The following is a 12,798-nucleotide window of genomic DNA, read 5'->3' on the forward strand; positions in this document are numbered from 1 at the left end:
AGCTTGATACAATGAAAAAGACATAAACCAAGATCAAAACGGGCTAATACCCTGACAATACTACTCGCGATCCAAAACCGCGCTAGACAATCCAAATCAACTCAAACACTTTATCAACAATATCGGCCAGAAGCAGTCATTTTTCGATTTTATACACATAGCAATCAATAATTCATTGAAATATCACGAACTGATTCTCTTACCATCAATTCAGACTCAATTTTAATTCGTGTGATACCGCTCTTTGAAGTGACTGATAAACCGCCACATAGTAAATCCGCAGCGGTCTCAGCTATGCGTTGCGCTGGCATTCGGACTGTTGTTAGACTCGGTTCCATGTGTGATGAGCCCCTAAAGTCGCCGATACCAATTATCGAAATATCATCTGGAATAGCAATATTGATAGATTGGCAGGCATAAACAGCACCTTGCGCAATCACATCATTGCCACAAATAATAGCGGATGGTCGCTCTTTCATAAGAATTTCCATAATCGCCCGCTTGGCTTCACCGATATCATAACGTGTTTGAATGAAACGATGATGGGCAAGTTCATCAGGCGAAATTCCTAATGCAGACATGACACCATTAAGACGGTCCTCTGCGCGATCATTTGCCTTCGTCGGCGGAAATACTAAGGCGATATCATGATGACCCATCTTGGTCAGATGTTTTGCCGCCCTATATCCAACTTCGAAATTATCTGCACCCACACAAGGGATGGATGAGTTTTTACGATAGTTCCATGCAGCCAGTACTGGAACTCCACGCGCAGCCAACATTTCTAGAGGCGCTTTTTCATGTTCAACACCAATGAGCGCCACACCATCAATGCGTCGATCTAAGAGCGATTTAACAATCCCCACCTCCAGCGATGGGTTATAGCCATGAGCTGCAATCAACATAGTTCTGTCGTGGGTTAACAGCCGCGATGAAAAGGCTTGGATCAACTCGGCAAAAATTGCATTGTCGATTGTCGGGACGATTAAGCCAATTGTACCTGAGAAACCATGGTGTACGCCGCCTTCCATGCGGGTTTTATAATAGCCAAGGTCTTTTGCCGCTTGCTCAATCAGCTTGCGGGTTTTACCCTTTACGATCTCTGGTTCATTGAAAAAACGCGACACCGTGGCTGGTGATACACCCGACCTTTTCGCAACTTCAATAATGCCTGGGGCACCTTTCCTCGACCGCGCGCGCATATCATTTTCCCTGATTTTATTGCGTTATTTTAAGTAAATGAAAACATTTGCATTTTTAATTTCATAAACTAACCTGACGTATGAAGCAAATCACAAAGAATTTGCAGTAAATTGGATATATCTATTTTTATATTCTGGGGAGGATATTAGAGATATGGAGTTTTTGGGATATTTCGGGGGCGTATTTGAGCCTTTGTCATTTTTACTTTTGCTGGTCGGCACAATCGGTGGGTTGATACTTGGCGCAACGCCGGGTCTATCTCCCACTATGGCAGTAGCACTTTTAATCCCCTTCACATTTCAGCTTAGCCCTACCCAAGGCCTCATCCTACTTGGCGCTGCCTACACATCGACAGTTGCTGGCGGTGCGGTTAGCGCGATCTTACTCAAAATTCCCGGCGCTCCAGCTAATATAGCAACAGCGCTCGACGGTAATGAAATGGCAAAACGCGGAGAAGGTGCACGCGCGCTTCATTTATCTTTTATCTCCTCCGGTATCGGTGGCATTATTGGGGTGTTACTGCTCATCTTCCTCACACCCGTTCTTGCTCAATGGGCACTCAGTTTTGGTCCTTCGCATCTGTTTTGGATTGCGATACTGGGTGTCACTGTGATCGGTTCGCTGGATTCCAAGAGTTTTGTGAAAGGGCTGTTATCAGGTTGTATTGGTCTTTGGCTTTCACAAATCGGCTACGATGAGATTTTGGGTAATGAACGCTTCATCTTCACTGACGCACTGACAGGCGGCATCCATATCATCCCAGCCCTCATTGGCCTTTTCGCGATCCCACAAATCATGGAAATGCTGGCCAAGGGCCGTAAAAAACTGACGATTGATGCATTGGAAGTGCCTAAACATCCGATCTCAGCGTCATTTAAAGAAGTAGTCAGCTCAAAACGTGCTTTGACGATTGGCACGGTGGTAGGCTCAATTATCGGGTTAATACCGGGTGTGGGGGGGCAGATTGCGGGTTTGGTCGCTTATGATCAAACTCGCAATTTCTCACCACACAAAAAGAAGTTTGGTACAGGTCATAGTGAAGGCGTGATCGCTGCTGAAAGCGCCAATAACGCGATGGTTGGCCCTTCTCTTGTACCACTGCTTACCCTTTCAATCCCCGGCAGCCCAACGGCTGCGGTGTTGCTCGGCGGGCTTTTGATTCATGGTATTTTCCCCGGATCTGATATTTTTGATAATCATCCAGAAGTAATATGGACCTTTATCAACTCGATGTTGCTTGGCCAAATCCTCATGGTGATCTTTGGTATCTACACTGCGGCATGGGCAGCCAAAATTGCTAAAGTTCCTATGCCAATCATGGCTGCAGCCGTTACCGTGCTTGCTCTCTTTGGTTCATATTCAGTGCAGCAAAGCATGGGTGATGTGCACATCATGTTGGTGCTAGGTCTTGGAATGTGGGTGTTAGAGAAGTTCGGCTTCTCCGCAGCACCCTTAGTACTTGGCCTTATCTTAGGACCAATTGCTGCTGATTACTTTGTCAACGGCTCGATGATTGCAGCAGCACAAGATGGCCCTTGGGTTTATTTTTTCAAAGGTCCGCTCAATCTAGTGCTAGTCGCGCTGGTGATCGCATCCATCGCTTACTCATTCTGGAACAACATGCTGAAAGCTTCGTTCAACAAGGCCGAAACTTCGCGGAAGGCTGGAGAATAATGACACAAAACCGACTTCAGCATATCATTCCCGGCGGGCTAATTTTAGCGCTTGCTCTGACCGTCGCTTGGCTTAGTTTCACGCAAGAACCGGCAGAAAGCTTTCTGTTCCCGCGCCTCATTTCAAGCGCTTTTGTTGGGCTTGCCATATGGAACTTTTTGCGCGCTGTTCTTGGCCTTGCTAAAGTTGGTCGTGGCATTTCGCTGGAAGTAGCAAAAAACATTACACCCGGCGTTGTGCTTATTTTCATTTATGCGTTTTGGGCCGCCAAAGGGCTTGGTTTTTACACCGCCTCCACACTCGCATTCTTTGTTCTTTATTCATTATATGATCCAGCGCCATTGGGAAGCGTTAAAGATTGGATCAAAAGAGCAATTGTAACAGTCGCATTCATGCTGGTCATGTATGGGCTATTTTCCATACTGCTACAGGTGCAAACACCTCGCGGTATTAATTTCTAACGTTTTCAATTGGGAGGAAAACACATGAAGACTTTACTAAAGACAATAATGATTGCAGCGGCGGCAACGACGCTTTCATCCATAGCTATTGCAGAAGATTTTCCAGATCGTCCAATTGGTGTCGCCGTATCCTACGGTGCTGGTGGTGCGACTGATTTCCAAGCGCGTATCGTCACCATGGTTGCCGGAAACGAAGATCTATTTGGCCAGCCAATGTATATCCTCAATAAACCGGGTGCAGGTGGCCGAAAAGGTTGGAACTGGTTTGCAACAGACGCTGATGCCGATGGTTACACACTTTCCGCTTACAACATTCCTCACTTCATCGCTCAATCTATTAAGGGTGGTGTGAAATACTCAGCGGATTCATTTGAACCTATCGCTAACTGGGGTGCTGATCCTGCCGTTGTAGTTGTGGGTAAAGATAGCAAGTTCAACACGATGGAAGAGCTAATCGCATTTGCGAAAGAAAATCCGGGGAAAACAACAACATCAGGCGCGGGCCTTTTTGTGGGTCATCACATTGCGGCGCTACAGATTGAAAAAGCTTGCGAATGCAAAATCGCTTACATACCTACAAAGGGTGGAGGTGCAGCGGCTATGAAGGCTGTGATTGCTGGCGAGGTTATGGCCGGCGTGAACAATTTGTCTGATGCTTTCCGCGCACAACAAGCAGGCAATGTAAAAATTCTTGGCGTTGCTGATCTTGAGCGGAATGAGTTTTTGCCGGATGTGCCGACATTAAAAGAAGCTGGTCTAGATGTTGATAATTCATCCGTGAACTTCCGTGGTTTGATGGCGAAAAAAGGTACACCACCGGAAGTGATTGAAGCACTTGCGGCAAAAGTGCCTGAGATGTTCAAGCATTCTCGTGTTGCATCTCGCATGAAAGCTGGCGGTTCGCCAATGCACATCATGACACGCGATGAAGTGAAAGCCATGTGGGCTAAGCGCGAAGAGACGCTTAAAGAGCTTCTAGCTGGCCTATAAGCAGACTTAAAGATGATCAAAGGCGCGATGTTTGTGCCTTTGATCTCAAATTGATAAAGGAAGATAGCATGAATGCCATAGATGAGCTTGCAAGCGTTGAAGCAATTGTCGCAAGCGCACGCAAAGCACAGTTGGACTTCGAGAAAAATGGCTCTCAATCCCGCTATGATATGGCAGCGAGTGCCGCCGCTTGGGCAATTATGGAACCTACTCGCAACAAAGAACTTGCAGAACTTGCTGTCCAAACGACGGGGTTAGGCAATGTGGCTGATAAAATCACAAAAAACCACCGTAAGACCTTAGGACTCATGCGGGACATTATGCCAGTTAAAACATTTGGCATTATCTCAGATGACGCAGCGTCTGGCATAACAGAAATCGCACGACCAATCGGCGTAATTGGTGCTGTCGTACCCTCAACCAATCCAGCTGCAACACCTGCGAACAACATTATCAACGCACTTAAATGCGGCAATGCAATCGTGATTTCACCATCACCAAAAGGCGTGATTTGCTGTGAACGTTTGCTTGGATATATCCATGCAGAATTTGACAAAATCGGAGAAGACAAAAACCTTGTGCAGATGGTTTCTGCTCCTGGCTCAAAAGAAAAGACGCAACGTCTTCTGGAAATTTCTGACTTGGTTGTTGTCACTGGGTCACAAAATAACGTCAAACGTGCTTATACATGCGGCACACCAGCCGTGGCCGTTGGCGCGGGCAATGTGACAGTGATCATAGATGAGACTGCAGATTTGAAGTCCGCAGCGGCCAAAATTGCCGCATCAAAAACCTTTGACAATGCCACCTCTTGTTCGTCCGAAAATGCCATAGTTGTTGTAGATGCTATCTTTGATGACTTCATGAAGGAGCTTGATGCTGCAGGTGGACGCTACACCCAAGATGATCAATCTGTTGTCGCAAAACTTTGGCCAGATGGGCATCTCAATAAAGATGTGATCGCGCAAGATGCAGACAAGATGTTGGCGGCGCTTGATCTTGATAACATCGACACAGATGGAGCAGAATTTGTCGTTGTGGAAACCAATGGCATTGGCCCATCTCATCCGCTTTCAGGTGAAAAACTAAGCCGTGTATTGTCTCTCTATCGCGCGTCTGATTTTTCTGAAGCGATTGAGATTACAGCCAAAATTCAGTCTCACCAAGGTGCGGGGCATTCCGTTGGTCTTCACAGCAAACTCGACGAACGCGCCCACGCCTTAGCGATAAAAATCCCGTCTTGCCGTATCATCGTCAATCAAGCGCATTGCTTTGCAACGGGCGGTGCATTTAATAATGGAATGCCGTTCTCGCTCTCAATGGGGTGCGGCTCATGGGGTGGTAATTCAATCGATGATAATTTGCATTGGAAGCACTTCATGCAAACGACAAAAATCGTGCGCGAAATCCCAAGCAACGAGCCAAAAGTCGACACTGTTTTTGAGAATTATTGGGCAAAGGTCGGCAAGTGATGTTTGCAACAAATACGCCGCCTCAAGGCACAATAAGGACCTGGCTTAATCATCGCGCAAATTCTGATGGGGTTGCATTTACCTTCCCTGATGGTGAGGATGATCTAACTTGGTCAGAGCTGCAATCAGCCGCTATTAGCATCGCCTCAGATTTAACTACAAACGGCGTGCAAAAAGGTGAAAGCGTTGCAATCATCTACCCAAATTGCCGTGATGCAGTTTTGGCCATATACGGCACATTCTATGGCGGGTTTCGCGCCACGATGATCAATCTCGTTGCGGGAAATGACGCAATTTCCTATGCACTTGAACATTCAGAAGCGCGCATTGCTTTCGTCCATGATAACGCGTTAGGGCTGTTTGAAGCGACAAAAACAGATAATTTGACATACCTTGATCTCAACCCAAATGCGAACCAGATCGATTTATATGACTTAACGACTGAAGACGATGCTTTGTTGATGTACACATCAGGTACAACAGGCCGCCCAAAAGGCGTGGTGCATAGCCAATCAAGCCTACTTGCTGGTGGTTGGACTACCGCCGTGGCACACGAGCTTAACGCACAGGATCGCGGCTTTTGTGTACTGCCGATATACCACATCAATGGGCTATGCGTTTCCATGATGGGTGCACTTGTGTCAGGCGGCTCGATCTCAATGTGCTCGAAGTTTTCCGCAAGTCGGTTTTGGCAAAATTCTGAACAAACAAAAGTAACATGGTTTTCAGTTGTACCAACCATTGTCAGCCATTTATTACATGGCAAAAATGAACCAACTGATGAGACTAAAGCCCGCATTCGGTTTGGTCGTTCAGCCTCATCTGCACTCGCACCAGATGTGCAATCAGCATTTGAACACAGATTTGGTATCCCCATTATTGAGACAATGGGATTAACTGAAACCGCAGCACAAATCTTATCAAACCCGTTGCCGCCAGCGACGCGCAAAATCGGTTCCCCAGGTATCGCGTTTGGGAATGAGATCAACATCTTCAATACAAATTTTGAACCATGTGAGCCGAATATCGAGGGCGAAATTGTCGTTAAAGGCCCCAATATTATGCGTGAATATTTGAAAAATCCTGATGCTACGCGAAACAGCTTCGTACGAGAATGGTTGCGCACAGGCGATCTTGGTCGCATGGATGAAGATGGTTATGTTTTCGTGACTGGCCGCCTTAAAGAACTGATCATCAAAGGTGGTGAAAACATCGCACCGCGTGAAATTGATGAGGCGTTATATAGCCATCCTGATGTAGTAGAAGCCGCTGCTTTTTCGGTTAAATGCGAGCGTTATGGTGAGACCGTAGAAGCAGCAGTCAAGCTCTCAGAAGGTTCAAAAATTGATGCGGATATGTTGCAAGATATCTGTCAGCAGAAACTCGGCAACTTTAAACGCCCTGATAAGGTACATATCATGCAAGACCTTCCCAAAGGACCATCAGGTAAAATACAAAGAGCAAAAATTAGTGCACTATTATAATCAGTGATATGTCTGCACCTGGCACTCAGTTTCCTACCAGAATTGACGATTTTACTTCGGCTGACATATCAACAGCAGACATCGTGAAGTTGCGATAAATCAGAAGACTACTCATATACAAGTTGGTAAAGTTATGAGGACATGGGAGTTATGTCTAACTTTTTCTTGGGGCACATGGACGTCGGAATGGGATGCAAAGTGTAGTCCATCAAGTTTATACTATCTTTAATGGCCTCTGTTCAACAATTGCTTCCATTGAAAAATATGATGTTACGGAATCGAGCTCAACAGCTGTAATAAGGCGTTGGTAAACTACATCGTAGGAGCTCATGTCTTCGGTGATAACTTTGATCATGTAGTCATATTCTCCGCCAATTCGAAAAAAATCCACCACATCAGGTATTAGTAAAACGGATCGTCGAAACGTAGCCAGCCACTCAGCAGAGTGGTGCCGTGTCTTGACCATCATGAAAACAACGAGACCCAGACCAAGTTTTTCACGGTCTAACAAAACAGTCGATCCAACAATGACACCAGTCTCATTTAATTTTTGCAATCGTCTCCAGCAGGCATTTTGAGATAGATTGACCTTATCCGCCAATTGTCTTTGGGATAACGAACTATCTTTCTGCAATGTTTCGACTATATTTCGATCTATTTTATCCATGATTAATCGCAGTCTCGCTCATATGACCCAATAATTAGTGAATAAACATATGTTTGATCTAATTACAAGGTTGCTTGCTTGACGGGATTTCACTGCTGTGTAATTGCCTACGCAAAGTTGTTAACATGTGGTCATATTCGTCAAAAATGGATAAATCACCGATCAATATTCTGGAAATGGTGACAATATTAGTTGGAATACTTAGTCACACCACTGTACCGTAATAGAAGGAGGAACTATCATGAAAAAACTAATCAAAATAATTATCGTAAATACCGCCATTGTCGCTGCAACGATGTCTTCCGTTGTGGCTGAAGAATGGCGTTTTAATAACTTTCTGCCGGAAACCCGTCCGGAGACAGCAGAATTGGAGAAGTTCGTACAAGACGTTAATAATGCTCTTGGCGAAAAGAGCGAATTGAAAATTTATAGCGGTGGATCGCTTGGTTTGCCCAATACCGATGCGCTGCGCTTTCTTCCAAAAGGTGCCGTCGAGATGAGCTTGTTATGGGCCAACTATCTTGGTCGGGACGCTCCCGCGCTGAGTTCGGTGGTTGTTCAGGGAACTATCGGCTCTATTGAGGAGTTCGAAAAAGCCATCCCTGCGGTTAGAGAAATTTATGAAGAAGAATTCAATGATTGGGGAGTATCTTCAGTTGGCTATGTTGCGATCCCAATGTTGTCTGTGTCGGTATTTTGTCGAGACGAACCAGTCCGAACGATCAATGCACTAAAATCAAAGAAACTGCGCGTTTGGGCGCGGGATCAGGTCGAGACTTTCAAACGCCTAGGCGTTGCAGCTCAGATCATCCCACAAGAAGAGATGTATGTTGCTTTGAAAACTGGGGTCGTTGATTGCGCGCTATATCCGGCGCTCTATGCTCATACGGTATCACTTCAGGAAGTTGCCAAACATGCTTCATTCCTTTATCCGATGGCTTCTGGACCTTATGTGATTGGTGTCGCATCTGATCGCTGGGCCGATACAGATGAAGCGACCAAAGCTGCTATTGCATCGGCCGCAAACGATCTGTGGGACCGCACGAACCAATATGAAGATGACTTTGAGCGCGAGCTTGCTGCGCGTGAAAAATTAGGAACTCAGGGTGTGACATGGGGTGAAGATTTCCCACAGGAAGACCGTGATTTATTTGTAGCTTCCGTGACCGAGATATGGAAAGAGCTTGCCGACGAAGCTGGTGGGAATGCTCCAGCATACCGTGAGCGAGTTCTGACAGCGCTGGGACGGTGAGTCTGCCTTTATGTTTGAGACTATAAGAAAGATCACTGCGAGAGGGCTAAATTATATGGCCCTCTCTTGCGCCGTCGCGTCCGCTTTAGGAATGGTTGCGATCGTCGTTATTATTGTTACGAGCGTGATGATGCGGAAATTTGCAAATACGCCAATTCATATAACCGAAGAAGTAGTCGGTCTGCTTCTCAGCGTCTCACTGTTTCTCGGTCTTCCCATGGTCACAATGAAAGCAAATCATGTTCGAGTGGGATTACTGGTTGATTTGTTCAGTGGGAAACTGCGTCAGATCGTACAAATCGCTGCTTTACTTGTAGGGTTAATCTTCTTTGGGTGGCTTATTATCGAATCCATCCCATGGTTCGAATTCGCATTCAAGCGAAACCTTAAAACTGAAACCTCGCGGATTTTACTCTATCCATGGATGGCATTGATGCCCTTTTCACTTACTCTTACGGGATTAATCTTCTTGGCGCATCTGCTGGGAATAATCAGCGTGGCTAACGATCACGAAATAGATGAACAACCCTCCCTGATCAGTGAGACTTCATAATGTCATTTTGGCTTACGCTTATCGGCGGATTAGTTGCCACTGCAGGAACTGGTGTTGCACTTGGAGCAGCGCTCGGCCTAACAGGGCTGATTATCCTCTACTTCTTCTCAAACGGAGCGACATCTCTTGCTGTGGATGCGATCTGGGGAGTATTCAATTCTTTCACATTAAGTGCTGTTCCTATGTTTATACTTTTGGGTGAGGTACTTTTGCGCAGCGGAATTAGTGAGAAGGCTTATTCTGCGTTTTCTCCTTTGTTTCGAAAAATACCCGGCGGTTTATTACATACCAATATCGCGGTATGCACATTATTTGGTGCGGTTAGCGGGTCCAGCCTTTCAACAGCTGCCGCAGTTGGTTCTGTCGCATACCCGGAAATGTCAAAACGCGGTTATGATAAAGATACCGTTGTCGGTAGTCTTGCCGGCGGCGGTACACTTGGATTGCTGATACCACCCAGCTTATCTTTTTTGATTTTTGGAGCGCTGACCGAGACATCTATCGGACGTCTATTTGCAGCTGGCATCATTCCTGGCTTTTTGGTTGGCGGAATGTTTATGCTGTATCTTCTGATAAAGAGCATACGAAATCCAGAGATCGCACCGCGAGATCAAACAACTGTATCTTTTTGGGAAGCAATTCTGGGATTCAGACAAATCTGGCCTCTTCTGGCATTAATTATTGCTGTCATCGGCAGTATTGTTGGTGGATTAGCTACACCAACGGAAGCGGCAGGTGTGGGTGTTGTTCTTGCTGTTATCATTTCATCAATCTGGGGGGAGTTGACCTGGAACAAACTGATTGAAGCTGTCTACCATTCGGTCCTGCTTTTCTCCTCTGTCGGATTTTTGGTACTTGGCGCGACAATTCTAGCGCAATCGGTAAGTATATTGGGAATACCCCAGCAGATCCTGGCAACCGTGGCTGACAGCGGGCTCGGGACATATAGCGTGTTGCTGATAGTTGTTTTGATCTACCTTATTTTGGGGTGTTTCTTCGATGGATTGTCCCTGATGATTATGACACTTCCAGTCGTATTTCCTCTTCTGACCGGTCTTGGTTTTGATCCTATCTGGGTTGGTGTTCTGATTACTATTGTGATTGAAATCGGTCAGGTGACACCGCCAGTGGGATTAAACCTGTCGGTGCTCACTGCCCTTACAAATAATGAAGTCAGTCTTGGTCGAGTGGCCATTGCCACTACCCCCTACTGGATTATCCATCTGATTATGATTTTAATGCTTACGGTGTTCCCAGTATTGGCGTTGTTTCTACCAAACCTTCTCTTTTAAAAGGAATAAAGTATGATATTGAAAGTAAAACAAAAGCCGTTTGGTCCAGTGTTTGTGACATTTAATGGAGATGATCAGCTTTTGTATTCGTTTGGGGAGACGGGGAAAATCACATCCTATCCGCCAGACGACTCTCCGGTTGATACACTGATCGCATCACTGGGTTCATGCATCGTAAAATCATTGCAATGGGCTGCCAACAGCCAAAAAGTAAGTCTCAATCCATTCCGCGTGAAAGTTACAGCGACAAAATCTGCGGAACTTCCAGGGTGGATTGAAAGTGCTGAAATCATGATTATTGGCGATGTTGTAAATGACAAAACAATGATACCTCGTCTCCTGAAACAAGCGAAAGCAATTTGCACAGTTAGTAATTCTCTTAAAAGCGAGGTTAATCTCTCAGCTGTTGAAAATTAATTGACCATTTGTAAGTGGTCGATGCCTGATCAAGGAAATATATATTGACCAGCTTCTCCTATTCAAACCACGATATACCACTAGACACTTTGACGACCTTGCAAATGCTGGATCATGATCCGGTTAGTGTATACCGGCGCTTGCGTAAAGATGCACCAATTGTACGAATTCAGGCTATTGATCGTATTGTTCTGACTAAAGCAGATGATGTTTATCTGGCGAAAACAGATACTGAACATTTCGGATCTTTCGATACACATTCACCTATGCACCGTGCATTTGGTGGGCATACATTGATGCGAAAAGACGGGCCAGCACATTTGCGAGAACGGGAAGCCATGGCTACAACGTTCCATGAGCATCATTTGTGTAGTACCTGGTCGAAGATATTCGAGAGCGTGGTTGACCAGGTAATCAATCAACTTCCTGAAACTGGAATTGTAGATCTTCTAGCATCCTTGGCGGCTCCGATTTCGGCAAAGTGTCTGAAAAACATTCTAGGTATAAACGTTGCACTTGATGACAAGTTGTTTGAATGGGCAACAGCGCTCATCAACGGTGCAATGAACTCCTGTTCTAATGTCGCGGTGTTCAGATCAAGCGATCAAGCTAACGAAGAAATGAACCAATGTTTTGATCAAATGATTGTGGCTCATCGAGCCAATCCAAATGCATCTATATTATCATCAATGGTCAATCAACCCAACCCAATTCCCCTCAGTCAAATCCGTACGAACATGAAAATTTGTATTGGAGGCGCCGCAATTGAAATGCGAGATGCATTACTAACAACATTACATGGCTTATTACAAAATCCTGCTCAACTTAATTATTGTCTTAAAACCGGGAACTGGAGTTTAGCATGTGAGGAAGCATTGCGATGGGTCGCTCCTATTCAGGTAAGCCCTCGGATTGTCAAGAAATGCATTGAATTGCGTGGAATTACTTTGCCTGCTGGAGAAGCTATTATGGTTATACAAGGCTCAGCTAATCATGATGAGGACTACTGGCTGGATCCGCAAACGTTTGATATTCACCGACCGTCAATTGAGAATCATACTTTTGGTGCTGGTCCACATAGATGTCTTGGAAGCGGCATGTACCGCAGACTGATTTGCAGCACTATCCTTCCTAAGCTCTTTTGTCAGTTTCCCAAACTTCGTCCTGCCATTGATTACAAGGTTGAATTTCGTGGTTTTGCGTTTAGAGGCCTCGCTTCTTTACCAGTTCAATTGGCATAGATAATTCGCAAAACAAATATTGCTATATATCGTGGACACCAAAGAAACATGCATACATATATTGGTTCAATCAAATGATATGAAACTTCGTG

12 protein-coding genes are annotated in these 12,798 nt (G+C 45.4%); 10 read left to right on the top strand and 2 right to left on the bottom strand.

The window, feature by feature from the left end; genetic code table 11:
- Positions 1-164: 164 nt before the first annotated feature.
- Positions 165-1,202 carry a substrate-binding domain-containing protein gene (locus AB2J24_RS00005; RefSeq protein WP_367383976.1) on the bottom strand — a complete coding sequence of 346 codons (1,038 nt, stop codon included), beginning with the start codon at positions 1,200-1,202 and terminating at the stop codon, positions 165-167.
- Positions 1,203-1,356: 154 nt separating this feature from the next.
- Here AB2J24_RS00005 and AB2J24_RS00010 point away from each other — a divergent pair, with 154 nt between their 5' ends.
- The 5 genes from AB2J24_RS00010 to AB2J24_RS00030 all read left to right on the top strand — a co-directional run bounded on the left by AB2J24_RS00010 (position 1,357) and on the right by AB2J24_RS00030 (position 7,284).
- Positions 1,357-2,877 (top strand): tripartite tricarboxylate transporter permease, encoded by a 1,521-nt coding sequence (locus AB2J24_RS00010; RefSeq protein WP_367383977.1) that lies wholly within the window; start codon positions 1,357-1,359, stop codon positions 2,875-2,877.
- Entirely contained in the window at positions 2,877-3,338 is a 462-nt protein-coding gene (locus AB2J24_RS00015) for a tripartite tricarboxylate transporter TctB family protein (RefSeq protein ID WP_367383978.1), read from the top strand. Before AB2J24_RS00010 ends, AB2J24_RS00015 begins: the two co-directional genes overlap by 1 nt.
- Positions 3,339-3,362: 24 nt before the next feature.
- Positions 3,363-4,328, top strand: a complete 966-nt coding sequence (locus AB2J24_RS00020; protein ID WP_367383979.1) for a Bug family tripartite tricarboxylate transporter substrate binding protein — start codon at positions 3,363-3,365, stop codon at positions 4,326-4,328.
- Positions 4,329-4,396: 68 nt separating this feature from the next.
- Positions 4,397-5,800: an acylating sulfoacetaldehyde dehydrogenase gene (sauS, locus tag AB2J24_RS00025; protein WP_367383980.1), complete on the top strand. Its 1,404-nt coding sequence runs from the start codon at positions 4,397-4,399 to the stop codon at positions 5,798-5,800.
- Complete coding sequence (locus AB2J24_RS00030) at positions 5,800-7,284, top strand: AMP-binding protein (protein ID WP_367383981.1); 1,485 nt, start codon at positions 5,800-5,802, stop codon at positions 7,282-7,284. Before sauS ends, AB2J24_RS00030 begins: the two co-directional genes overlap by 1 nt.
- A 214-nt stretch (positions 7,285-7,498) precedes the next feature.
- Here AB2J24_RS00030 and AB2J24_RS00035 read toward each other — a convergent pair whose 3' ends face one another.
- Positions 7,499-7,951 carry an Lrp/AsnC family transcriptional regulator gene (locus tag AB2J24_RS00035; protein ID WP_174244223.1) on the bottom strand — a complete coding sequence of 151 codons (453 nt, stop codon included), beginning with the start codon at positions 7,949-7,951 and terminating at the stop codon, positions 7,499-7,501.
- Between the two features lie 241 nt (positions 7,952-8,192).
- Here AB2J24_RS00035 and dctP point away from each other — a divergent pair, with 241 nt between their 5' ends.
- From dctP to AB2J24_RS00060, 5 genes are read left to right on the top strand one after another with little or no spacing between them, the layout of a single operon-like run.
- Positions 8,193-9,203: a TRAP transporter substrate-binding protein DctP gene (gene dctP / locus AB2J24_RS00040; RefSeq protein ID WP_367383982.1), complete on the top strand. Its 1,011-nt coding sequence runs from the start codon at positions 8,193-8,195 to the stop codon at positions 9,201-9,203.
- Between the two features lie 55 nt (positions 9,204-9,258).
- Positions 9,259-9,756, top strand: a complete 498-nt coding sequence (locus AB2J24_RS00045; protein ID WP_367383983.1) for a TRAP transporter small permease — start codon at positions 9,259-9,261, stop codon at positions 9,754-9,756.
- Positions 9,756-11,048, top strand: coding sequence for a TRAP transporter large permease (locus tag AB2J24_RS00050; protein WP_367383984.1), 1,293 nt, complete (start codon positions 9,756-9,758; stop codon positions 11,046-11,048). Before AB2J24_RS00045 ends, AB2J24_RS00050 begins: the two co-directional genes overlap by 1 nt.
- 12 nt (positions 11,049-11,060) lie before the next feature.
- The gene (locus tag AB2J24_RS00055; RefSeq protein WP_162652988.1) at positions 11,061-11,465 is read left to right on the top strand and encodes an OsmC family protein; all 405 of its coding nucleotides are present in this window, start codon (positions 11,061-11,063) and stop codon (positions 11,463-11,465) included.
- Between the two features lie 44 nt (positions 11,466-11,509).
- Positions 11,510-12,706, top strand: coding sequence for a cytochrome P450 (locus AB2J24_RS00060; protein ID WP_367383985.1), 1,197 nt, complete (start codon positions 11,510-11,512; stop codon positions 12,704-12,706).
- Positions 12,707-12,798: the final 92 nt, after the last annotated feature.

Origin of the sequence: Lentilitoribacter sp. EG35, assembly GCF_040784015.1 — a bacterium.
Classification (GTDB): domain Bacteria; phylum Pseudomonadota; class Alphaproteobacteria; order Rhizobiales; family Rhizobiaceae; genus Lentilitoribacter.

Excerpts from the sequence above, each read along its gene's own strand:
- AB2J24_RS00030 (WP_367383981.1), top strand. The coding sequence starts at position 5,800 with ATGTTTGCAACAAATACGCCGCCTCAAGGCACAATAAGGACCTGGCTT.
- AB2J24_RS00015 (WP_367383978.1), top strand. The coding sequence starts at position 2,877 with ATGACACAAAACCGACTTCAGCATATCATTCCCGGCGGGCTAATTTTA.
- AB2J24_RS00050 (WP_367383984.1), top strand. The coding sequence starts at position 9,756 with ATGTCATTTTGGCTTACGCTTATCGGCGGATTAGTTGCCACTGCAGGA.
- AB2J24_RS00010 (WP_367383977.1), top strand. The coding sequence starts at position 1,357 with ATGGAGTTTTTGGGATATTTCGGGGGCGTATTTGAGCCTTTGTCATTT.
- AB2J24_RS00005 (WP_367383976.1), bottom strand. The coding sequence starts at position 1,202 with ATGCGCGCGCGGTCGAGGAAAGGTGCCCCAGGCATTATTGAAGTTGCG.
- AB2J24_RS00045 (WP_367383983.1), top strand. The coding sequence starts at position 9,259 with ATGGCCCTCTCTTGCGCCGTCGCGTCCGCTTTAGGAATGGTTGCGATC.
- AB2J24_RS00055 (WP_162652988.1), top strand. The coding sequence starts at position 11,061 with ATGATATTGAAAGTAAAACAAAAGCCGTTTGGTCCAGTGTTTGTGACA.
- AB2J24_RS00035 (WP_174244223.1), bottom strand. The coding sequence starts at position 7,951 with ATGGATAAAATAGATCGAAATATAGTCGAAACATTGCAGAAAGATAGT.
- dctP (WP_367383982.1), top strand. The coding sequence starts at position 8,193 with ATGAAAAAACTAATCAAAATAATTATCGTAAATACCGCCATTGTCGCT.
- sauS (WP_367383980.1), top strand. The coding sequence starts at position 4,397 with ATGAATGCCATAGATGAGCTTGCAAGCGTTGAAGCAATTGTCGCAAGC.
- AB2J24_RS00020 (WP_367383979.1), top strand. The coding sequence starts at position 3,363 with ATGAAGACTTTACTAAAGACAATAATGATTGCAGCGGCGGCAACGACG.